General features: G+C 70.5%; 13 protein-coding genes. All 13 read left to right on the top strand.

Annotation, left to right across the window (positions count from 1 at the left end; genetic code table 11):
* The first annotated feature begins 79 nt into the window (after positions 1–79).
* Positions 80–391, top strand: a complete 312-nt coding sequence (mihF, locus tag CWT10_RS07855; RefSeq protein WP_103064433.1) for an integration host factor, actinobacterial type — start codon at positions 80–82, stop codon at positions 389–391.
* 28 nt (positions 392–419) lie between these two features.
* On the top strand, positions 420–995 hold the full coding sequence (gmk, locus tag CWT10_RS07850; RefSeq protein ID WP_103064432.1) for a guanylate kinase: 576 nt from the start codon (positions 420–422) through the stop codon (positions 993–995).
* A gap of 93 nt (positions 996–1,088) precedes the next feature.
* Complete coding sequence (gene rpoZ, locus CWT10_RS07845) at positions 1,089–1,496, top strand: DNA-directed RNA polymerase subunit omega (RefSeq protein WP_103064431.1); 408 nt, start codon at positions 1,089–1,091, stop codon at positions 1,494–1,496.
* Positions 1,480–2,802: a bifunctional phosphopantothenoylcysteine decarboxylase/phosphopantothenate--cysteine ligase CoaBC gene (gene coaBC, locus CWT10_RS07840; RefSeq protein WP_103064430.1), complete on the top strand. Its 1,323-nt coding sequence runs from the start codon at positions 1,480–1,482 to the stop codon at positions 2,800–2,802. Before rpoZ ends, coaBC begins: the two co-directional genes overlap by 17 nt.
* Positions 2,803–2,869: 67 nt before the next feature.
* Positions 2,870–4,072: a methionine adenosyltransferase gene (gene metK / locus CWT10_RS07835; protein WP_233188404.1), complete on the top strand. Its 1,203-nt coding sequence runs from the start codon at positions 2,870–2,872 to the stop codon at positions 4,070–4,072.
* A gap of 23 nt (positions 4,073–4,095) precedes the next feature.
* Positions 4,096–6,183: a primosomal protein N' family DNA-binding protein gene (locus tag CWT10_RS07830; protein WP_158247714.1), complete on the top strand. Its 2,088-nt coding sequence runs from the start codon at positions 4,096–4,098 to the stop codon at positions 6,181–6,183.
* A 10-nt stretch (positions 6,184–6,193) separates the two neighbouring features.
* Positions 6,194–6,850, top strand: a complete 657-nt coding sequence (locus CWT10_RS07825; RefSeq protein WP_103064428.1) for an HAD family hydrolase — start codon at positions 6,194–6,196, stop codon at positions 6,848–6,850.
* Positions 6,851–6,854: 4 nt separating this feature from the next.
* Positions 6,855–7,814, top strand: coding sequence for a methionyl-tRNA formyltransferase (gene fmt, locus CWT10_RS07820; RefSeq protein WP_103064427.1), 960 nt, complete (start codon positions 6,855–6,857; stop codon positions 7,812–7,814).
* Positions 7,811–9,229: an RsmB/NOP family class I SAM-dependent RNA methyltransferase gene (locus CWT10_RS07815; protein ID WP_103064426.1), complete on the top strand. Its 1,419-nt coding sequence runs from the start codon at positions 7,811–7,813 to the stop codon at positions 9,227–9,229. Before fmt ends, CWT10_RS07815 begins: the two co-directional genes overlap by 4 nt.
* 26 nt (positions 9,230–9,255) lie before the next feature.
* Positions 9,256–9,918 carry a ribulose-phosphate 3-epimerase gene (rpe, locus tag CWT10_RS07810; RefSeq protein ID WP_103064425.1) on the top strand — a complete coding sequence of 221 codons (663 nt, stop codon included), beginning with the start codon at positions 9,256–9,258 and terminating at the stop codon, positions 9,916–9,918.
* 218 nt (positions 9,919–10,136) lie between these two features.
* Positions 10,137–11,990: an acetyl/propionyl/methylcrotonyl-CoA carboxylase subunit alpha gene (locus tag CWT10_RS07805; RefSeq protein ID WP_233188403.1), complete on the top strand. Its 1,854-nt coding sequence runs from the start codon at positions 10,137–10,139 to the stop codon at positions 11,988–11,990.
* Between the two features lie 2 nt (positions 11,991–11,992).
* Positions 11,993–13,606: an acyl-CoA carboxylase subunit beta gene (locus CWT10_RS07800; RefSeq protein WP_174721952.1), complete on the top strand. Its 1,614-nt coding sequence runs from the start codon at positions 11,993–11,995 to the stop codon at positions 13,604–13,606.
* Between the two features lie 86 nt (positions 13,607–13,692).
* Positions 13,693–23,184: a type I polyketide synthase gene (locus tag CWT10_RS07795; RefSeq protein WP_128683340.1), complete on the top strand. Its 9,492-nt coding sequence runs from the start codon at positions 13,693–13,695 to the stop codon at positions 23,182–23,184.
* Positions 23,185–23,295 lie beyond the last annotated feature (111 nt).

The following is a 23,295-nucleotide window of genomic DNA, read 5'->3' as shown; positions in this document are numbered from 1 at the left end:
GCCACGCAGGGCGTGCGTGTCGATCCAGCTTGGCATAACCTGACATAGGCATATATCCCGCCTGCCTATGGAGGAAACCATGGCTATCCCTGAACTCAGTCCCGGTCAACGGGCGGCTGCATTGCACAAGGCCGTCGCCGCCCGAGATCGACGCGCCTGGGCCAAGGCTGAGCTCAAGCGCGGCGCCCTGACCGTATCCGCCCTGCTGGAGGCCGCCCGAAGCGATGAGGCGCTGGCCAAAATGCGTGCTCTGGACCTGCTGCGATCTTTGCCGCGTGTGGGAAAGGTGGGTGCGCGCGCACTGGCGCAGGAGGTCGGCATCGCGGCCAGTCGGCGTGTGCGGGGGCTGGGTCCCCGGCAGCGCGCCGAACTCGTGCGCCGCTTCGGCTGACCGGTGCCCGAGGGGGCATGATGGGTCCATGACCGTAGCCCAGGTGCCGCCCGCCCGACTCACCGTGATCGCCGGTCCTACCGCCGTGGGGAAGGGCACTGTCGTAACCGAGTTGCGTCGCCGCCATCCCGACCTGTTCGTGTCGGTGTCAGCCACTACTCGGCCCCCTCGCCCCGGGGAGCGGGACGGTGTTCATTACCACTTCGTTTCCGATGCGGAGTTTGACCACCTGGTCGCGTCCGGTCAGATGCTGGAATGGGCGCTGGTGCACGGTACCCACCGCTACGGCACCCCCCGCCGCCCGGTGCAGGAACGGCTCGACGCCGGTGAACCGGCCGTACTGGAGATCGACCTGGACGGTGCACGGCAGGTTCGTGCCGCCATGCCCCAGGCGCGGCTGGTCTTCATCGCCCCGCCGAGCTGGGAGGAGCTGGTCGCCCGGCTCATCGGGCGCGGAACCGAGGCACCCGCTGAACGTGCTCGGCGTCTAGACACTGCCAGAGTGGAGTTGGCCGCCGCCGATGAATTCGACCACATCATTGTCAACGACTCCGTGGCACGTGCCACGGACCAGCTTGAGGAAGTACTCGGCTTGAGCCGCTAGACTGGGGTGCTCGCGGCGCTACGGCACCGGGTGCCTGCGCACCCCGCAGTGGCCGCTCCTGAACCGGCACTAAACACATTGGGAGACAAGCACATGCTCGGAACCTCCGCTGATCCCGAGGGAATCACCAACCCTCCCATTGACGATCTTCTGGAGAAGGTCGACTCCAAGTACGGGCTGGTGGTGGAGGCCGCCAAGCGCGCTCGGCAGATCAACAGCTACAACCAGCAGCTGGAGGACAACCAGTTCGAGTACTTCGGCCCCCTGGTAGAGGCCGACAATGAGGACAAGGCCCTGAGCATCGCTCTGCGTGAGGTCGCCGAGGACAAGCTCCAGGTGATCTCCGGTGATGAGGCCCGTGCGCGTCGCGCCGAGGCCGAGGAGGCCCGCCGCGCCGCCGAGGCGGACATGTTCTCAGACATCCAGCTGGACGGCCCTATTGACTTGGGCGGTTCCGAAGAGTCCGTGGGCGGCACCGGCCTGGATGACATCCAGTTCTGACAACCGCGCCCGCAGGGCCCACCCCACCCGGGCGCGCCGCGTGGTCGTAGGGGTCTCCGGTTCCATCGCCGCCTACAAGGCGCCGTCGGTGATCCGATCGCTGCGGGCGGCCGGGCATGAGGTACGCACCGTTCCCACGCCGGCTGCGCTGCGTTTCATCGGCGCCCCGGCGCTGGCCGCCGTCACCGGCGCTCCTGTGCAGTCCGGTGTTTTTGAGGACCCCGCCGCCGTCGCCCATGTGGAGACGGGGGAGTGGGCTGAACTGGTCCTGGTGGCCCCGGCCTCTGCCGACCTGCTGGCCCGCGCCGCCGCCGGCCGCGCCGACGACCTGCTGACCGCCACCCTGCTGACAACCACCGCCCCGGTGGTGATGGCTCCGGCGATGCACACCCAGATGTGGAACCACCCGGCCACACGTGAGAACGTGGCCACCCTGCGGCGCCGCGGCGTGACCATCATCGACCCCGATTCGGGGCCGCTGACCGGCACTGGATACGGGGCCGGGCGTCTGCCCGAGCCCGAACAGATCATTGCCCGCGCCCTGTCCGTGTTGGCCGACGGCTCCTCCAACGGCGATCTGGCTGGCCGCCACATCGTGGTGTCCGCCGGCGGCACCCGTGAACCGCTGGACCCGGTGCGCTACCTGGGGAATCGATCCTCCGGTCGTCAGGGTGGCGCCGTCGCCGCGGCCGCCGCCGCCCGCGGCGCCCGTGTAACCCTGGTGTCCGCACACGTGGAGTCGAATGTGTTGGACGAACTGCCGCCCCAGGTACAGGTGGTTGCCGTCTCCACCGCCCTCCAGTTGCGCGATGCGGTGCGTGCAGCGGCCGCCGATGCCGATGCCGTGGTGATGGCGGCGGCGGTCGCGGATTATCGCCCCGCCGATGTCGCCGGATTCAAACTCAAGAAGCGTCTCCTGGATACCTCCGTGCGGCCCGATGAGGGCGCGGCCGGCCCCACGATCACCCTGGTGGAGAATCCCGATATCCTGGCCGAACTGGTCACCGACCCTCCGCGCAGGGATGACCGGACCGTCCTAGTGGTTGGCTTCGCCGCCGAAACCGGGGATGCGCACGGCGACGTGCTGGCCCACGGCGTCGTCAAGGCCCGCCGCAAGGGAGCCGATCTGCTGGCCGTAAACGCCGTCGGAGCCGATCGCGGCTTCGGCGATGTGCCCAATGCGGTGGTGGTGCTGGACGCCTCCGGGCAGGAGGTCGCTCGCGCACAGGGCACCAAGCGGGAGGTCGCCGATGCGCTGGTCGCATTGATCAGTGACCGACTGCGCAGCAGCATGGACCGGCAGTAAGGCTTGCCACATGTGCGCACCGTCGGCCTGTGCGCTCAGTGCGGGCGCGCGCCGGTACCCTTGGGGGGTGAGATCCCGCCTACGCCCTTTCACCTCCGAGTCGGTCACTGAGGGCCACCCGGACAAGATTTGCGACCGCATCTCCGACGCCATCCTGGATGCGATTCTCACCCAGGATCCTGCAGCTCATGTCGCAGTCGAAACCATGGTCACAACCGGACTCGTACACGTGGCCGGAGAGGTGAGTACCAGCGCCTATGTGGAGATCCCGGACATTGTCCGCAATGAGATCGTCTCCATCGGCTACACCTCCTCCCAGGTCTGCTTCGATGGCGCCTCCTGCGGCGTGTCGGTCTCAATCGGCCAGCAGTCACCCGATATCGCTGCCGGCGTGGACAAGGCCCTTGAGGTGCGTGACGACACCGCCGACCTCGACCCGCTCGACTTCCAGGGCGCCGGCGATCAGGGACTCATGTTCGGTTATGCCTGCACTGACACCGCCGAACTCATGCCGCTGCCGATTCACCTGGCCCACCGCCTGGCCGAACGCCTGGCATATGTGCGTAAACAGGGCATAGTCGACGGGCTGCGGCCCGACGGTAAGACCCAGGTAACCATCGGCTACGACGGCGACACGCCGGTCCGTCTGGTCGGTGTGGTCCTATCCACCCAGCACGATCCCGGTCGCAGCCGCGCCTTTTTAACCGACGCCATGACCACCGAGGTCATCCGTCCGGTGCTGGAGGCGGAGGAGGCGAAGGGATTGAGACTGGCCACCGCCGACGCCCAGATCCTGGTAAATCCGTCCGGTCAGTTCGTCATTGGCGGCCCGGCCGGCGACGCCGGCCTTACCGGCCGCAAGATCATCGTCGACACCTACGGCGGCGTGGCCCGTCACGGCGGCGGCGCCTTCTCGGGCAAGGACCCCTCCAAGGTGGACCGTTCTGGGGCCTACGCCATGCGTTGGGTCGCCAAGAATGTGGTCGCCGCTGGTCTGGCCGACCGCTGCGAGGTTCAGGTGGCCTACGCCATCGGCTCGGCCCGGCCCGTGGGCCTGTATGTGGAGACCTTCGGTACGGAGAAGGCGCCCGTGGAACGGATCACCGCCGCCATCCGAGAGGTCTTCGACCTGCGTCCGGCCGCGATCACACGTGACCTGGACCTTTTGCGTCCGGTCTATCGCAGCACTAGCGCCTACGGGCACTTCGGGCGGCCCGGATTCACCTGGGAGTCCACCGATCGGGCCGCCGCCCTGCGCGCCGCCTGCTGACGCAGCGAATCGGGGTGGAGGCCATGGGCGAAGCACCCGGCGCCGCCCCGGCCGGCGCACCGGAGCAGGGCGTGCTCCTGGACGCCCCCGCAACCGCCGCACGCCGGGTCGCAGGCGCCGGTGTGTCGCATCCGGTCGCCCGCGTCCTGCTGGACAGCGCCGTGCCGCACCTGGACCGCCTCTTCGACTATCTGGTCACCCCGGAGCTGGACGTCGCGGCCGCCGTGGGCACCAGGGTCGTAGTCCGCTTCGGCGGCCAGGACCTGCATGGCTGGATCTGGGAACGTGGAGAAAGCACCACCCATCCCGGCAGGCTGGCGCCCCTGCGCCGGGTCGTCTCCGATCTGCCGGTGCTTACCGCCCAGACCATGCGTCTGGTTGAGGCTGTGGCCGCACGCACCGCCGGGGTGCGTGCAGACGTCATTCGGCTGGCAGTGCCCGCCCGTCATGCCACCACCGAGCGTGAAGAGCGCGACCGGCAGGCTCCCACCACGCCCTCCTGGACTGCGCCGTCGGCCCAGGCCTGGCGGACCTATGCCGGCGGCCCCGCTTTTCTGCAGGGTCTGGCGGCCGGTGAGGCGCCCCGAGTGGTATGGACCGCGCTGCCCGGCAGACCGGGTCTGGTGGCGGGCTGGCTCGACCTGGTAGGCGATGCCGCCCGCGCCGCCCTGGCTGGTGGCAGGGGCGTGTTGGTGGTGGTGGCCACCACTGAACGCGCCGAGGCGGTCGCCGCCGCCATGACGCAGATCCTGGAGGGCGAGAGCGTGGTGACGCTATCGGCCGAACACGGCCCCGCCCGCCGCTACCGGGCATTTCTGAAGGCGTTGACGGGCCGTGCCCGGGTGGTGGTCGGGACTCGCGGCGCCGCTTTCGCCCCGGTGAAGGATCTTGGGCTGGCCGTCATCTGGGACGATGGCGACGACCGCTTGGACGAGCCGCATGCGCCGTATATGCACGCCCGCACGGTTCTCGCCCTGCGCTCGGGACTGGAAGGCGCCGGCCTGTTGATCGGCGGATACACCCGGTCGGTTGAGGCCCAGGCCTATGTGGAGCAGGGTTGGGCCACCGATCTGCAAGCCCACCGGGAGACCAGGCGGGCAGCAGTTGCCCATGTGCAGGTACCAGGTGCACCCGAGCTCGAGGCGGAGGGACCATCCGGGGCCGCCCGGATCCCGTCCCTGGCGCATCGCGCTGTACGCGAGGCGCTGGTGCACGGGCCCGTTCTCGTCCAGGTCCCCCGTGGCGGCTATGCACCCATGGTCGCCTGTGTGCGCTGCCGCGCCGTGGCCCGCTGCCCAACCTGCTCCGGTCCTCTGTCCCTGGGGCGTAACGGTGCAGTCACCTGCCGCTGGTGCGCCCGCAGCGCCGTGAACTGGGCCTGCCCGCAATGCGGGGGTTCCGGACTGCGGCTGGTGCAGGTGGGCACCACCCGCACCGCCGAGGAACTGGGCCGGGCCTTCCCGGGCATACCCGTGGTTGCTTCCGGTGCCAGGGAGGACCACGGCGTGATCACCGCCGTGGATGCCCGCCCGCGCCTGGTGATCGCCACGCCCGGGGCGGAGCCGACCGCCGACGGCGGTTACCGGGCGGTTCTGCTGCTGGATGCGGCCGCGCTGTCATCTCGTGCCGATCTGGGAGCATCCAGTCAGGCCCTGCGCCACTGGACCAACGCGACGGTGCTGGCGGCTGCGGACGCGCGGGTCTTTCTTCTTGGGGGTGCGCATCCGGTGGCCGCACAGGCGCTGGTGCGCTGGGACCATGCCGGATTTGCCCGTCGCGAGCTGGAAGAACGCGCGGAGCTGCACCTGCCGCCGGCCTGGCGGGCGGCGCGCGTGGACGGGCCGCGCCCGCGCCTGGAACTGCTGTTGGACCGGGCCAGGGCCGCCGGTTTCGAGGTTCTCGGCCCGGTAGTCGCACCCCGCCACGGCGCCCCCCCTGCGCCGTCTCCATACGCACCGGCGCCGGAGGCCGCCGGCATGCGGGGGCTGATCCGCGCCCCCCTGAGTCGGGGGCGTGACTTGGCCGACTTCCTGCGCCTGCAGGCACGAGAGGCCTCGGTTCGCCGAGAGGAGCCGGTGCGGGCGGAACTCGACCCGACTGTTTTGTGGTAGGTAAGTGCCCATGAGCGCCGCACCGCCGTCTGCCACCCCCGGTGGCATTGAGGCCGTGGTCTTCGACTACGGCAATGTCATCTATGCGTGGGAGGCCGTCGGCGCCGTCGCCGGACGCATCCCCCTCAAGGACTGGCAGGAGTTCGTGGAGGTCGGCGAGTTCCACCGCTGGAACACCATGGCGGATGCCGGCGTGCCCCTGGAGCAGATCCTGGACTCGCTGTCAGCCGCACATCCGGGCCGCCCGGACTGGAACCGCATTCTGCGCACTTATTGGGACCACTTCATCGACTCCAAAACTGGTCCCATCCCGGGGACCGCTGCCGTCATTGAAGCGCTGGCGGACCGCGGGGTGCCCCTGTACGCCCTGACCAACTTCAACGACGTACTGTTCGAAGCCACCCGCCATCTGACCCCGCTGCTGGATCGCTTCAACGGCATCGTGGTCTCCGGACGCGAACACCTGGTCAAGCCCGATCCGGCCATCTTCCGCCTGCTGCTGGACCGCTACCGTCTGGATCCCGAGCGCACCCTGTTCGTTGACGACTCCCAAGTCAACGTCGAGGCGGCCCGTGCCGCTGGCATGCGTGTCCACCGCTTCACCGGCGCGGCACTGCTGCGCACCGTGCTGATCGAGGCGGACCTGCTGCCCGCACCTCTAGACTGAGACCATGCGTGTGCTATTCGCCGGAACCCCCGACACGGCTCTGCCGGTGCTCAATGCGCTGATATCGTCGCGCGAGCACGAGGTGGTCGGGGTGCTCACTCGTGCCGATGCCCGTCGGGGCCGGGGCCGTGGTCTCAGTCCCTCGCCGGTCGCCGCCGCCGCCCGCGCTGCCGGCCTGGAGGTTCGTACCCCCGCCAACCTACGGGAACCCGATATTCAGACGTGGGTGCATCAGCTGCGGGCCGATGTCGCCGTCGTCGTCGCCTACGGCCGGCTGGTCCCGGCCGCTCTGTTGGACGTTCCCACACACGGCTGGATAAATCTGCACTTCTCTCTCCTACCCGCCTGGCGCGGCGCCGCCCCTGTACAACGCGCTGTCATCGCCGGAGATGCGGTCACCGGTGCCAGCGTGTTCCGGCTGGAGGAGGGGCTGGACACCGGTCCCGTCTACGCCCGCATCACCGAGGCCATCCGCCCGGCGGACACCGCCGGTGACCTGCTCGCCCGACTCGCCGAGGCCGGTGCGCCCCTGGTCCTCAAGGTCCTGGCCGGCCTGGAGACCGGCGCGGTCGCCCCCGAGCCGCAGGACGACGCCGCCGCGACCCACGCACCCGTCCTGACCAGTGCGGACGGCCGCGTAGACTTCAGCGAGAGCGCCGCCGCGGTGGACCGGCGCATCCGCGCCGTCACGCCGGCGCCCGGCGCACACACCACCTACCTGGGCGACCGGCTGCGTCTGGGTCCCATAACCCCCTTGCCGGAGGTGACCGATCTGGCTCCCGGAGCCCTGCATGTGACCAAGCATGAGGTGCGTGTCGGAACCGGCGCCGGCGCCGTGCGCCTGGGGCGCGTGGCACCCGCCGGCAGGAACTGGATGGACGCCGACGCCTGGGCGCGCGGCGCCCGGCCCGCCACCGATACCGTGCTGGGCCGGCCCCAGCCGCAGGAGGATCGCACCGCATGAAGCACGACGCCACCCCCGACCCCGCCCGGTTAGCCTGCCTGCACGCCCTGACCAAGGTACGTGAGGACGACGCCTACGCCAATCTGGTTCTACCTAAGCTGCTCGACCAGGCCCGCCTGGACCGGCGCGACGCCGCCTTCGCCACCGCCCTGACTTACGGTGCCCTGCGTCTGCAGGGCCGCTACGACGCCGTGATAGCCGCCTGTGTGGACCGCCCCCTGGAGCGGATCGACGCGGTGGTCCTGGACGTGCTGCGGCTGGGAGCGCATCAGTTACTGGGCATGCGGGTGCCCACGCATGCGGCGGTGTCAACCAGCGTGGACCTGGCCGCCTACAGCGCCGGCCGCGGCGCCGCCGGATTCGTCAACGCGGTGATGCGGCGCATTGACCAACGGGACCTGGACGGTTGGCTGGATGAGTTGCGTCGCAACGCTCCCGATGAGGTAACGGCGCTGGCCCGCACCCATTCCCACCCCCAGTGGATGGTCAAGGCCCTGCGACAGGCGCTTAAGGTCAATGATCGCCCGGCGGCTGAGCTGGAGGCGCTGCTGGCGGCCGACAACACCGAGCCACAGGTGGCCCTGTGTGCCCGTCCGGGGCTGATCGATCCCGATGAGCTTGCGGAACAGGTCCGCGCCGCCACTGGCGCCGATACCCGCCCCGGCGATCTGAGCCCGCAGGCGATCGTCCTGTCCGGCGGCGACCCCAGCCGGATCCAGGCCGTGCGCGACTCGCGTGCCGGGGTGGAAGATGAGGCCAGTCAGCTCGTGGCTCTTATGCTCGCCGCCGCGCCACTGGAGGGCGCCGATAAGCGCTGGCTGGACCTGTGCGCCGGCCCCGGCGGCAAGGCGGCCCTGTTGGGGGCGTTGGCGGCCACCCGCGGCGCAACCCTGGTGGCCAACGAGATCGCCGACCACCGCACTGGACTGGTTCAAGGCGCCGTGCGGGCCCTGCCCGACGGTGTGGTACAGCTGCGCACCGGCGACGGGCGGGACCTCGGTCGGCAGGAGTCGGGCGCCTACGACCGCATCCTGGTAGATGCCCCCTGCTCCGGGCTCGGCTCGCTGCGGCGACGTCCCGAGGCCCGCTGGCGGCGTACCCCGCAGGACGTCGCTGCACTGGCCGAGCTCCAGCGTGAACTGCTGCTGAGCGCGGCCGTCGCGGTACGCCCGGGCGGTGTGGTCGCCTACGTGACCTGCACGCCGCATGTGCTGGAGACGAGCCTGGTGGTCCGTGATGTCACCAGGCAGGCCGCACGGGCCGGTGTCAGGCTTGAACCACTGCACGCCGGGCACCTGGCCGCCGAGTTGGCGCCCCGGCCGCCGGCCGGCGCCGATAGGGAGATGCTCCAGACCTGGCCGCATCTCGATGACTCGGATGCCATGTTCTGCGCGCTGCTGCGGCGTGCCGCATGACCCTTAGTGCCAGCGAAGGAGCCCTTATGACCCCGGCGATACACCCCTCGATTCTCAACGCCGATCAGGCGCACCTGGCTGCCGAGCTGGATCGGGTCAGCACTGCCGATGGGCTGCATGTGGACATCATGGACAACCACTTCGTGCCCAACCAGTTCGGCGGCCCCGGGCTGGTGGAATCCGTGCTGGCCCACACCTCGCTGCCGGTTGATGCGCACCTGATGGTCACCGACGCCGACCGCTGGGCACCGGTTTATGCCGAGACCGGCTGCGCCATCGTCACCTGCCACATCGAGGCGACCGCGGCGCCCTTCCGCCTGGCCGGGCAACTGCACCGGCTCGGCGCGGGCGTGGGCCTGGCTCTGCGGCCGGCCACACCACTGGCGGCCGTGGAGCCGCTGTTGGCCGAGCTCGACCTGCTGCTGCTGATGACTGTGGAGCCGGGCTTCGGCGGGCAGTCCTTCCTGGAACCCATGCTGGACAAGATCACCGCCGCCCGTCGCCTGGTGGGTCGGCGCGGCCAACAGTTGCGCATCCAGATCGACGGGGGCGTAACCGAACAGACGATTGCGCGTGCGGCCGAGGCCGGGGCGGACGTGTTCGTCGCCGGCTCCGCCGTCTACCGGAGCGATGACGCCGCTGCGGCCATCGCCGCCCTGCGCGCAAGCGCCGCGGCGCACAGCCACTAAGACGCGGTCGCCGTTTTCAAGGCAACGGACCGGATTTGTGGTGATTCCACAATAGGCCCACCGCGGTGCGTGGCCGTATCGTTGCGCCGAGGCGGGAATTGCATGCCCAGCTCCTTCAGGCAACCGGGTTGCCTTTGTAGGCAAACGCGATTCTGTGCCTGCTCGTCACCGAGTCGGGGACGGGCGTCCCGGATCACCACCCACCCAGGAGCCGCTCAGTGAGCGTTGATACGAGCCACGACCGCATCCCCAACCGTATCCTCATCGCCAACCGCGGCGAGATCGCCCTGCGCGTGGCTCGCACCGTACGGGACCTCGGCGGCACCTCAATCCTGCCGTACACCCCGGAGGATCTGATGAGCCCGGCGGCCGAGTTGGTTGATGAGGCCTACGCACTACCAGAAGGCTCCGGCTACACCGATGCCGCCGCCATCCTGGAGCTTGCCCGCACTACCGGAGCCGATGCGGTCCACCCCGGCTACGGCTTCCTGTCCGAAAACGCTGACTTCGCCCAGGCGGTGGCCGACGCCGGGCTGACCTGGGTGGGACCGTCGCCGCAGGCAATGCGCACGCTGGGAGATAAGCTCAGCGCCCGTGCCACTGCGCAGGACGCCGGCGTGGCCCCTGTGCCGGGCATCACCGATGCGGTCACCGATGCCGACAGGGTCATTGCCTTCGCCGACGCCCATGGCTACCCGGTGGCGCTCAAGCGCACCGACGGCGGGGGCGGCCGCGGCATCACCGTGCTTGCCTCCGACTCCGAGGTGCGCAACACACCGGCCTTCGAGTCGGCCGCCGGAACCGGCACCCTGATTCTGGAGAAGTTCGTCACCGCCGCCCGCCACGTCGAGACCCAGTGCGCGCGCGACCGCCATGGCGACTTCGCCGTGGTCTCCACCCGCGACTGCACGCTGCAACGCCGCAACCAGAAGCTATTGGAGGAGGCCCCCGCCCCCTTCCTGCCCGATGCCGTGCACGAGCGCCTGGTTGAGGCGTCCCGGCGGCTGCTCGACGCCGTCGACTACGTGGGTGTGGCAACCTGTGAGTTCCTGCTCACCCCCGCCGATGACTTGTGGTTCCTTGAAGTCAATCCGCGGCTGCAGGTGGAACACTGCGTGTCCGAGGAGGTCACCGGCGTGGACCTGGTGGAGGTGCAGTTGCGCATCGCCGCCGGCGGTCACCTCGGTACCATCCCCACTCCGCGTGGGCACTCCCTGGAACTGCGCATCACCTGCGAGGACCCTTCCCAGGGGCTGACCCCCTCAACCGGCACCATCACTCGGCTGCGCTGGCCCGCCGGCCCCGGCATTCGCATCGAGTCCGGTGTGGTCGCCGGAGACACCGTCACGCCGACCTTCGACCCCATGCTCGCCAAGATCGTCGTCACCGGCGCCGACCGTGACCAGGCCATCCGCAGGGCCCGGCGCGCCCTGAAGGAGACGGTTGTGGAGGGCGTGACCGTATGCACGTCCCTGCATGCACATGTGCTGGGGCGGGAGGATTTCGCCCGCCCCGGTGCCGACGGTCGTATGAAGGTGACCACCCGCTGGATCGAGGACGCCGTGCTGCCAGAGCTGGCGGCGCCCGGCCAGCCCGACGCCGATGCGCCCCCGGCCGACTCCCACCGCACCCGCTCCACTTACGTCGTCGAGGTAAACGGCCAACGTCTGCAGATCACCGTCCCCGACGGGATCCTCGGCGCGCCCGCCCGGCGGTTGGGTGCGGGTTATCCAGGCGGCGGTCAGCGCGCCCAGCAGCCCTTGCGCGGACGGGGGATGGGACGTGGCCGTGCCTCCTCGGGGTCTAGTGCCCGCGGCGGCGATCCGGGCGCGATCGCCGCGCCCATGCAGGCCATTGTCACCCGCATCTGCGTCTCCCCGGGCCAGCGTGTGCGTGAAGGCGACCTACTAGTGGTCCTGGAGTCCATGAAGATGGAGAACTACGTGCACGCCCCCGCAGACGCCACCGTCGCGGACATCCCCGTGAGCGCCGGCCGCACCGTAACCGCCGGCGAGATCCTGGTGCGCATGCGTGACACCGAGCTCGCCGCCAACCCCCGGCAGGAGGCCTGACCATGACCGACACCACCACTGTGAGCGCCGCCGGGCTCGACGCCACCATGGCCGACTCCACGGCGACCAGGGCATTTCGTGAGCGCATCGCCCGAGTCGACGCCGAGGCCGAGGAACGCGCCGCCGCCCGTCAGCACCCCAAGGGCAAGCACACCGCCCGCGAGCGCATCGACATGCTGCTGGACGCCGACAGCTTCCTGGAGGTTGGCCGCTACTCCGGCTCCGGCGCCGGGGAGCGGGCGCGCCCCTCCGGCGTGGTCACCGGCTTCGGCCAGATCGGCGGCCGCCAGGTGGCGGTCTACTCCCAGGACTTCTCTGTGTCCGGAGGCGCCCTGGGCAGCGTCGAGGGCGACAAGATCGTGGGTCTACTGGACGACGCCCTGCGCCTGTCAATTCCGGTGATCGGCCTGATCGACTCCGGTGGCGCCAAAATCCAGGAGGGCGTGGGAGCTTTGCGCCAGTACGGGCGGATCTTCAACCGCACCTGCGCCGCCTCCGGGCTGGTGCCGCAGATCAGCGTAATCATGGGACCATGCGCCGGCGGCGCCGTGTACAGCCCGGCCCTGACGGACTTCGTGATCGCCACCCGCGAGGCCTCCCACATGTTCGTCACCGGTCCGGACGTGGTGCGTGCGGTAACCGGCGAGCGGATTAGCGCGGAGGAGCTCGGTGGCGCGGACATTCACGGCTCGGTCACCGGTGTGGTGCACTATGTGGCCGAGGATGAGGACGACGCCCTGGACCAGGTGCGTACCCTGCTGGCCTACCTGCCGTCCTCCTCCGAGCAGGAGGCCCCCCGCTATGCCTATGAGGACGCCGACCGCGCCGCCGACCGCGATGCCGCCGCCGAGGTCGGTTCTCTAGTGCCGGCCTCCCCCCGCCAGCCCTACGACGTCACCGCCGTGGTGTCCGCCGTAGTCGACCACGGGGAGTTGGTGCAGGTGCAGGAGGATTTTGCAGCCAATGTGGTGGTCGGCTTCGCCTGTTTCGAGGGCCGTCCCGTGGGCGTGGTAGCCAACCAGCCGCTGGTCGATGCCGGCACCCTAGATGTGGACGCCTCCGAGAAGCTGGCCCGTTTCGTGCGTTTCTGCGACGCCTTCGGCCTGCCGGTGGTCACCTTTGTGGACGTGCCCGGTTACCGGCCCGGCGCCGAGCAGGAGCACGCCGGCATCATCCGTCGCGGCGCCAAGGTGATCAACGCCTACGCCTCCGCCACCGTACCCCTGGTGACAGTGGTACTGCGCAAGGCCTACGGCGGCGCCTACATCGTTATGGGTTCCAAGGCCATCGGCGCGGACCTCAACTTCTGCTGGCCCGGGGCGGAGATCGCCGTCCTGGGAGCCCAGGGTGCCGTTGGGATCATTCACCGCCGCGAGCTGCAGCACGTGCGCGAGACCTCTGGGGAGCAGGCCGCGGCCGCGGAGCAGCAGCGTCTGATTGAGGAGTACACCCAGACGGTCATCAACCCGGATAAGGCCGTCGCCATCGGGGAGATTGACGCCGTGATCGCCCCCGAGGACACGCGCACCGTGATCGTGGACTCTCTGGCCGCGCTGGCCGACAAGCGCGACGGGAGGCACGGCCCCTCCAAGAAGCACGACAACGGACCCCTATGACCAGTAGGCATACCGGTGTTCACCGGCAGTTCAACCCACCGCTAAACCCCAAGACCACTACAACCGAACCGATAACCGAGGACCGCATGACCACCCAGCCCAACACCCCCGACACCGTCGCCGAGCGACTCAAGGCGGGCGAGCCCTACGTGCTCGCCTTCGGCGGCCAGGCCACCCCCTGGCGCTCCACATTGGAGGAACTGGTAGGCCTGGACCGCGAGCTGGCCGCCGAACTGGTCGCCGTTGACGCCGCCGTGGCGGACCGGCTCGCGCCGGTCGCCACCGACCTGCTCACTGTGACGCCGCGGGGGGCGCGTTTCTTCACCGGGTCCGGCGCCCCGGTTGCGCCCGTCCCGCAGGGGGCCCCGGGCACCGCCGACACCGCCGATGTTTCCGTGCCGGGCATCCTATTCGCCCAGCACGCCGTGCTGTCCAGTCTCCCCGGTGCGGGCGTCGACCCTGCCGGCGAGCACGCCCCGGGCGCCGTGATCGGCCATTCCCAGGGTGTACTCGGTGTCAGCCTGCTTCAGGCGCAGCGCCGCGCGCGCCAGCAGGCGGAACAGGTCGCCGTGCCCGACGCGGTCGTACAGGTTCACGCCATCGCCCGCCTGATCGGCGCCGCGGCCGCCCGTACTACCGGTCGCCTCAACCTCGGCACCGTGGGGGAGTCCACCCCCATGCTGTCCGTGCGCGGGGTGACTCGCGAGATCCTCGACGGCGTGCTGGCGCGGGTGCCCGACTCCGAGCGGATCGCCGTCGGCGTGGTTAACGGGCGTCTGGCGCATATTCTGTCCGGCCGCCCAGCCGACCTGGAGCGGGTCGTGACCGCGCTTGAGGCCGCTGCTCGCCGCTCCGAGAGGGACCGCAAGGACCGGCGCCGGGGAGGTGCGGTCCTGAGCCCTGTCACCGAGTTCCTGACCACCTCGGTGCCCTTCCACACCCCGCTGCTGGCCGGCGCCGTCGATGATGTGGTCGCTTGGGCTGCTCGGGCCGACCTGGATCAGGACCTGGCCCGCAAGCTGGCCACCGACGTGCTCATCGACCCGGTCGACTGGCCGGCCACGGTCTCTGCCGCGCTCGGCTCGGGAGAGACCGCCCGCGGTGTCATTGTTGACCTCGGTCCGGGCACGGTGCTGTCCCGACTGACCGAGCCCGTGGTCGCCGGCACCGGAGTCACCGTGGTGCCAGCGGGCACGGCTCGTAATGTCGACGACCTCGACCGGCCCGGCGCCGCCCCGGTTCCCACCGTGGACCGGGCCCGTTTCGCGCCCCGCCTGACACAGTTGCCCGACGGGCGCGTCACGCTCGACACGGCCTTCACCCGCCTGACCGGCCGCTCCGCCATTTTGCTGGCCGGGATGACGCCGACCACCGTGGACCCGGAGATCGTCGCCGCCGCCGCCAATGCGGGCTACTGGGCGGAGCTGGCCGGCGGCGGTCAGACCACCGCTAAGGTGTTGGCCGACAATCTGGCCGGTTTGGAGGAGGCCCTCGAACCGGGCCGCACCGCCGCCTTTAACGCCATGTTCATGGACCGCTACCTGTGGAACCTGCATCTGGGCACCCAGCGACTGCTGTCCAAGGCGCGTGCCTCCGGCACCCCGGTGGACGGTGTGGTCATCTCGGCGGGTATTCCCGAGCTGGACGAGGCGGTCACCCTGATTAACCGCCTGCGTGGCGAGGGCTTCCCCTACGTGGCCTTCAAACCCGGCACCGTAGACCAGATCCGGCAGGTGATCACCATCGCCAAGGCGGTGCCGGATGTGCCTGTGATCATGCAGATCGAGGATGGTCACGCTGGCGGACACCACTCGTGGGAGGACCTGGACACCATGCTCCTGGCCACCTACGACGCCATTCGTGCGGTGGACAACATCGTGTTGTGTGTGGGCGGCGGCATCGGTGCGCCGGAGCGGGCCGCCGACTACATCACCGGGCGCTGGGCCGAGGCTTACGGCACTGCGGCCGCCCCCGTCGACGGAGTGTGCGTCGGCACCGCCGCCATGACCTGCCTGGAGGCCAAGACCAACGAGGACGTCAAGCAGCTGCTGGTTGACACTCCCGGCATCGACCCCGCCCACGAGGGCGGCTGGGTCGCCTCCGGCGCCTCCGCCGGAGGCATGACCTCCGGTCTGTCCCACCTGCGGGCAGATCTGTACGAGATCGACAACTCCTCCGCCCGCGCCTCGCGTCTGATCCAGGAACTGGCCGGTGACGACGCCGCCATGACTGCGCGCCGTGAGGAGATGATCGCCGCTCTGGCCAAAACCGCCAAGCCCTACTTCGGCGACGTCGAGGACATGAGTTACCTGGAGTGGGCCACCCGCTACGCGCAGCTTTGCGTGTCCCCGCACGCCGGCCGCGCTGCGGGCCGCGACGATTGGGCCGATGAGGGTTGGTACGACCGGTTCCTCGATCTGCTGCACCGCATTGAGGCGCGCCTGAGCAACGCCGACAACGGTGAAATTCCCACCCTGTTCGCCAGTGAGGACGACGTCCTGGATGCCGACGCGGCCCTGGCGGCCCTGGCGGAGCGCTATCCGGCGGCCGCCACCACCGAAGTGGAGCCCGCCGACGCCGCCTGGTTCGTCGACCTGTGCCGCAAGCACCCCAAGCCGGTGCCCTTCGTGCCCGTGCTTGACGCCGACATTCTGCGCTGGTGGGGCACCGACTCGCTGTGGCAGTCCCAAGACCCGCGTTACACCGCCGACCAGGTGCGTATCATTCCCGGCCCGGTCTCCGTGGCCGGAATCACCACCATTAACGAGCCGGTCGGACAGCTGCTGGGACGCTTCGAATCCGCCGTCATCGACGCCTTGCGCGCCTGCGGTCAGCGACCCACCGAGGCCGCCGGCCGCCTGGGCGCCTCCAAGGCCGCCGACTCCCGCCCGGTGGCCGACGCCACCGAACTGGTGCGGGCCACCCCCCACGTGCTGTGGAACGGACACCTGACCGCCAACCCGGCCCGGGTACTGGCCGACGACGCCTACCGGGTGGTTGCCCGCCCCGATGTCGCCCAGGATGCCTACGACCTCGATATCACTCTGGACACCCATTGGGACGACACTCCCGGCGGGGAGGCGATTCACGCGGTGCGGCGCCTGGTTGTGCCGTTGCGGCTGGCCCGCGCCTGGGACGGTGCAGCCCCCTTCGTGGATCCGGAGCGCATCAGTGAGACCATGTACGACCTGCTGCGGGCCACCGCCGGCGTCGGCGCCGTCTCCATCACCGGAGACCTGGTGGAGCAGCTACCCGAAGTGGTTCCGGCGCTGACCGGCGCCGTCGACGCTCTCGACCGTCCGGCACACCAGCCCTTCGGCACGGTTCACGCCCGCTTCACCCTGGCGGACACCCTGGGGGCGGATCATGCCGCGGTGACCGCCGACGCGCTGCCCACCACGTTGGCCGGAGCGCCTTTGGTTCCCGATGCCCTGCTCGGTCCCTGCTGGCCGGTGGTCTACGCCGCCCTGGGCAGTGTCGTCGAAGACGGCATGCCCCTGATCGAGGGGCTGCTGGGGGCGGTCCACCTGGATCACACTATCGACCTGCGCCGACCGCTGGCCGAACTGGCCAGTGACGCCGGCCCGGACCGCGTCATTCAGGTCGACGGCTGGGTGGCCGCGCTGGAGGAGTCCAGCGCCGGCCGGGTAGTGGACGTGCGCCTGCAGCTGACAGACACCGCCGATGGCGGCCTGGTCGCGCTCATGCGTGAGCGCTTCGCCGTCCGCGGCCGCGCCTCCGGTACCGCGGTGCCCTCCGCGCCCGAGCAGGCCGGCGGTACCGGCCGGGCCACGGCGCCCGCCGCCCGCAGGCTGCTGCGTCGCATCACCGTGACCGCACCCAGTGACATGACGGCCTTCGCCCGGGTCACCGGCGACTTCAACCCGATCCACACCAGCTACCACGCCGCTAGGGTCGCCGGCATGCACGCCCCCCTGGTGCACGGCATGTGGCTGTCGGCCACCGCCCAGCAAGCCGCCGCGGCGACTGCCACCGACGGCACTCGGCATGTGCTCGCCGGCTGGACCTACACCATGCTCGGCCCAGTCGAGTTGGGCGACCGGGTTCAGATCAGCGTGGAGCGCACCGGTCTGGTGGTCGGCGGCGGTCTTGTCCTGGAGGTGACCTGCCGGGTTGGTGACGAGGTCGTCTCCCGGGGCACGGCGGTGACCGAGCCCGAGCCGACCGCCTACATCTTCCCGGGCCAGGGGATTCAGGCGCGCGGCATGGGCCTGGACGAAATGCGCATCTCCAAGGCCGCCCGTCAGGTGTGGGAGCGGGCTGACGCCCACACCCGGGCCGAGCTGGGCTTCTCGGTGATCGCGCTGGTGCGTGACAACCCCACCGAGATGACCGCCCGGGGGGTGACCTACCGGCACCCCGACGGATTGCTCAACCTCACCCAGTTCACGCAGGTGGCCCTGGCCACCGTGGCCATGGCCACCACTGCCCGCCTGGCCGAGGCCGGCGCCCTGGTGGAGTCGGCGGCCTTCGCCGGCCACTCACTGGGCGAGTACACGGCCCTGAGCGCTTACGGGCGTGTCATGTCCGTGGAAACGACCATCTCGATCGTCTTCCAGCGCGGGTCCACCATGCACTCGCTGGTGCCGCGTGACGAGGTGGGCGCCTCCAACTACCGGATGGGTGCCCTGCGCCCCAACCAGGCGGGCATTCCCGCCGCCGATGTGGAGGACTACATCCGGCAGGTTTCCGAGGCCTCCGGGGAGTTCCTGCAGATCGTCAACTACAACCTTGCCGGCGTGCAGTACGCCGTCGCCGGGACCATCAAGGGCCTGGAGGCGCTGGCGGCCGACGCGCGTGCCAAGGCGACCGCCCGGGGCGGGAAGAACCCCTTCATGTACGTGCCCGGCATTGATGTGCCCTTCCACTCCGAGGTGCTGCGCCCCGGTGTGCCGGAGTTCCGGGAACGCCTGCTAGCGCTCGTCCCCGAGAATTTGGATGTGGACCGTCTGGTCGGCCGGTACGTGCCTAACCTGGTGGCCCGGCCCTTCGCGCTGACCCGTGACTTCGCCAGTGCCATCCTAGAAGTGGTCCCCTCCGAGCCGGTGCGCGAGATCCTCAACGACTGGCAGCGGTGGGACAGCCGGCCCACCGAGCTCGGACGTCAGTTGCTAGTGGAGCTGCTGGCCTGGCAGTTCGCCTCCCCGGTACGCTGGATCGAGACCCAGGACGTGCTTCTGGACGCGCCCGAACAGGGTGGCCTGGGCGTGGAGCATATGGTTGAGGTCGGTCTGGCCGCCTCCCCGACGCTGGCAAACCTCGCCTCCCGCACCCTGGCACTGCCACGGCACGCCGGCCGGCATGTGTCGGTGCACAACGCCCGCCGCGACGAGTCGCGCGTGCTGGCCACCGACACCGATCCGGCCCCCGGTCTTGAAGAGGAGTCCCTGGACGAACCGGCCGGCGGCACCGCCGTCGACTCTGCTGCCGCACCGGCGCAGGAGGCGGCCGCGCCGGACCCGACCCCCGCAGAGGCCGCCCCCGCGGCCCCGGCTGCCAATGCCCCGGCCGCCTCCGGGCCGGTCGCGGACCTGCCCTTTACCGCCACCGACGCCCTCACTGTGCTGCTGGCCCACGCCGCCCGCATCCTTCCTGAGCAGATCGCCCCCACTGACACCACCGAATCGCTGACCAACGGCGTGTCCTCGCGCCGCAACCAGCTGCTGATGGACCTGGGCACCGAGCTGCAACTGGCCAGCATCGATGGGGCCGCCGACGCGGACATGAACACCCTGGCCGGCATCGTCGCCAAGGGTGCCCCCGGTTACAAGGCTTTCGGCCCCGTGCTGGCAGACGCCACCCGTACCGGCCTGGGCCGCATCCTCGGTCCCTCCGGGGTGCGTGCCGGCCGCATCGCCGACCGCGTCACCGGCACCTGGGGCCTGGGCGACGGCTGGGTGTCACATGTGACCGCGGAGATCTTCCTGGGTACCCGCGAGGGCGCTTCCATGCGGGGAGAGGACTTGGCATCCTTGGGTTCCTCCGCGCCGCTGACTAATGCTGGCGCCGTCGATGCGCTCATTGACGCCGCAGTCCAGGCGGTCGCCTCCGCCCACGGCGTGTCGGTGTCCATGCCGAGTGCCGGCGGGACCGGGGGAGCGGTGGTCGACTCCGCCGCCTTGGACGCCTTCGCCGCTCAGGTTACTGGCGCCGACGGGGTGCTGGCCACCACCGCTCGCACCCTGCTGGATGCGCTCGGTCTGGCCGAAAAGGCGGGCGTGCCTGCCGATGCCGACGACGAGGCCGCGGCTACTCGTGCCGCCGTCGAGGCGATCGATGCCGAGCTGGGAACCGGCTGGGTCAAGTCCGTCACCCCGGCCTTCTCTGCCGACCGGGCCGTCCTGATCGACGACCGCTGGGCGTCAGCCCGTGACGACCTGGCCCGTCTGGGCAACGGCGAGATGGATCTTTCCGAGGCTCGGGCCCTGCTTACCCCCGCCCGCTTCACCGGTCTGGGCTCCGCAGTGGCCGACCAGGCGGCTTGGTGGGCGCGCCAACTGCGCGCCGCGCACGCTGCCGGGGTGTCCTCCACGGACCTGGCCGACCGCGCCGAGATCGCCGAGGCCATCGCCACCGCGGCCGCAAACAAACCGGTCGCCGACGCTGACTCTGTGCGCTGGGCGCAGGACGTCGCCGTGGTCACCGGGGTGGCCCCCGGGTCGATCGCCGCGGCCGTGGTCGGGGAGCTGCTGGCGGGCGGTGCCACCGTTGTGGCCACCAGTTCCCGCCTGACTCATGAGCGGCTGGCCTTCGCCACCCGCCTGTACCGCGAGCACGCCTCCGCCGGCGCCCGCCTGTGGATGGTGCCCGCCAACCTGGCCTCCTACCGGGATGTTGACGCCCTGGCCGACTGGATCGGCAACGATCAGACGGTAACCTCCGGCGGCTCCACCCAGCTGGTCAAGGAGGCCCTGGTTCCGACACTGCTGTTCCCCTTCGCCGCGCCGCGCGTGGTCGGCACCCTGGCTGATGCCGGTCCGGCCGCCGAGTCCCAGACTCGGCTGCTGCTGTGGAGTGTGGAGCGCACCATCGCCGCGCTGTCGGCTATTGGCACCGACACGCATGTGGACCACCGCCTACACGTGGTGCTGCCGGGCTCGCCCAACCGCGGCACTTTCGGCGGCGACGGCGCCTACGGCGAGGTCAAGTCCGCGCTCGACGCTGTGGTCAACCGGTGGCGGGCGGAGAAGAACTGGTCCGGACGCGTCACCCTGGCTCACCCACGTATCGGCTGGGTGCGCGGCACCGGCCTGATGGGCGGTAACGACCCGCTGGTGGCGGCCGTCGAGGCCGCCGGCGTGCGCACCTGGTCGACCCAGGAGATTGCCACCGAGCTGGTGCAGCTATGCACCACCGAGGTGCGCGGCCGCGCCGCCCAGGCACCCGTGCAAGCCGACCTGACCGGCGGCCTGGGCGACGACGTGGACCTGGTGGCCCTGCGCGAAAGCGCCCGCGCCACCGCCCCCGCGGCCCAGCCGGAGCCCGAACCGCAGGCCACCATCAAGGCGCTGCCCACCCCGCATGTGCCCACGCAGCCCACCGCCCCCGACTGGGGCGAGGTGGACGCGGACCTGGAAGACCTGGTGGTCGTCGTCTCCACCGGCGAGGTATCCACCTGGGGATCGGGCCGCACCCGCCGCGAGGCGGAGCTGGGCATGAGTGCGGGTGACGACGTCGAACTGACCGCCGCCGGCGTGCTCGAACTCGCCTGGGGCATGGGCCTGCTGACCTGGCAGGACAGCCCCAAGGCCGGCTGGTACGACACCGACGGGGAGTTCGTGGACGAGTCCGACGTCTTCACGCGCTACCGGGACGAGGTCGTGGCTCGTTGCGGTATCCGCGAGTTCGTGGACGACGGCGTGATCGCCACCGAGGGCCCCGAGGAGGTCGCGGTCTACCTGGACCACGACATCACCCTTACCGTGGCCGACGAGGTCACTGCGCGCACCATCGAGGTCACCGACCCCGAGCACACCCTGGTGGCCCCGGAGCTGGCCGATGGCCAGCCCACGGGGGAGTGGACGGTCACCCGCCTGGCCGGTTCGTTGGCCCGTGTGCCGCGCCGCGCCACTTTGTCGCGTACGGTGGGCGGCCAGTTCCCGGTCGACTTCGACCCCGAGCGTTGGGGCATTCCCGCCTCCATGGTGCAGGGCATGGACACCATCGCCTCCTGGAACCTGGTGACCGCGGTGGACGCCTTCCTGTCCGCCGGGTTCTCCCCGGCCGAGCTGCTGGCGGCAGTGCACCCCTCCGATGTGGCCTCCACTCAGGGAACCGGCTTCGGCGGCATGGAGTCCATGCGCAAGATGTTCGTTGGCCGCTTCCTCGGTGAGGAGCGCCCCAGCGATATCCTGCAGGAGGCCCTGCCCAACGTGGTGGCCGCGCACGTCATGCAGTCCTATGTGGGCGGCTACGGCTCCATGGTGCAGCCGGTGTCGGCCTGCGCCACCGCCGCGGTGTCCATCGAGGAGGGCTGGGACAAGATCGCACTCGGTAAGGCCGACGTGGTCGTGGCCGGCGCTATCGACGACATCTCGATCGAGTCGGTGGTCGGCTTCGGCAACATGAACGCCACCGCCGAGGCGGCTGCCATGTACGCCAAGGGCATCTCCGCCCGCCACTTCTCCCGCGCCAACGACCGCCGTCGTGGCGGCTTTGTGGAGGCCGAGGGCGGCGGCACGGTGATCCTGGCGCGCGGTTCGGTGGCGGCCCGCCTGGGCCTGCCGGTGGCCGGGGTGATCGGTTTCGTCTCCTCCTACGCCGACGGCGCCCACACCTCCATCCCCGCCCCCGGGCTGGGAGCCTTGGGCGCGGGCCGCGGCGGCAAGGACTCCCGCCTGGCCAAGGCCCTGGCCGCTCTGGGCGTGGAGGCCGATGACATCGCCGTGATCTCCAAGCACGACACCTCCACCAATGCCAACGACCCCAATGAGTCCGAGCTGCACACTCGCCTGGCCCGGGCCCTGGGACGCAGTGAGGGCAACCCGCTGGTGGCCGTCTCCCAGAAGACGATCACCGGGCACGCCAAGGGCGGTGCTGCGCTGTTCCAGGTGGCCGGACTGGCCGAGATCCTGGCCACCGGCATTGCGCCGGGCAACGCCAGCCTGGACGTGGTGGACGCCCCGCTGGAGAAGGACGCCTTCTGGGTGTGGCCGCGCACCCCGATCCGCCTGGCGGGCCGCGGCGGAGCCGGCGGCCGCGTCCCGGGCGCAGGTCCGGTGCGTGCCGGCCTGCTCACCAGCCTCGGCTTCGGGCACGTCTCCGGTCTGATCGCGATCGTGCACCCCGGTGCCTTCGAGGCGGCCCTGCGGGCGCAGGGCGGCCAGGAGGCCGTGGACGCCTGGGTGGCCTCCGCCAACCGGCGCCTGGCGGCCGGTACGCGGCAGCGCCGGGCCGGCATGATCGGCCGTGCACCGCTGTTTGAGCAGATCGACGGCCGCCGCCTGGGCGAGGAGCGCAAGGGCCGCGACCCGCACGAGGTCGAGGCGGCCATGCTGCTCGACCCGCAGGCCCGCCTCGGCGCCGACGGCGTTTACCACACCGGCGAACTCGCCTAACCATCGAGTTCGGTCGAAGTGGTGGCCCCGGGGAGCTCCGGCTCCCCGGGGCCACCACGCATGTTCGGGCCAGCCGTTGGTACCACCGTGCTCGGCGCACCGACACAGTCG

Source organism: Actinomyces qiguomingii (assembly GCF_004102025.1).
Taxonomy (GTDB): Bacteria; Actinomycetota; Actinomycetes; order Actinomycetales; family Actinomycetaceae; genus Actinomyces; species Actinomyces qiguomingii.
Note: the sequence above shows the minus strand (reverse complement) of the source record. Positions and strands in the feature narration are given on the sequence as shown.

Bases quoted from the DNA above. Each gene is read 5' to 3' on its own strand.
- gmk (WP_103064432.1), top strand. From the start codon at position 420: ATGACCGTAGCCCAGGTGCCGCCCGCCCGACTCACCGTGATCGCCGGT.
- CWT10_RS07800 (WP_174721952.1), top strand. From the start codon at position 11,993: ATGACCGACACCACCACTGTGAGCGCCGCCGGGCTCGACGCCACCATG.
- rpe (WP_103064425.1), top strand. From the start codon at position 9,256: ATGACCCCGGCGATACACCCCTCGATTCTCAACGCCGATCAGGCGCAC.
- CWT10_RS07830 (WP_158247714.1), top strand. From the start codon at position 4,096: ATGGGCGAAGCACCCGGCGCCGCCCCGGCCGGCGCACCGGAGCAGGGC.
- CWT10_RS07815 (WP_103064426.1), top strand. From the start codon at position 7,811: ATGAAGCACGACGCCACCCCCGACCCCGCCCGGTTAGCCTGCCTGCAC.
- coaBC (WP_103064430.1), top strand. From the start codon at position 1,480: ATGACATCCAGTTCTGACAACCGCGCCCGCAGGGCCCACCCCACCCGG.
- CWT10_RS07825 (WP_103064428.1), top strand. From the start codon at position 6,194: ATGAGCGCCGCACCGCCGTCTGCCACCCCCGGTGGCATTGAGGCCGTG.
- CWT10_RS07795 (WP_128683340.1), top strand. From the start codon at position 13,693: ATGACCACCCAGCCCAACACCCCCGACACCGTCGCCGAGCGACTCAAG.
- rpoZ (WP_103064431.1), top strand. From the start codon at position 1,089: ATGCTCGGAACCTCCGCTGATCCCGAGGGAATCACCAACCCTCCCATT.
- fmt (WP_103064427.1), top strand. From the start codon at position 6,855: ATGCGTGTGCTATTCGCCGGAACCCCCGACACGGCTCTGCCGGTGCTC.
- mihF (WP_103064433.1), top strand. From the start codon at position 80: ATGGCTATCCCTGAACTCAGTCCCGGTCAACGGGCGGCTGCATTGCAC.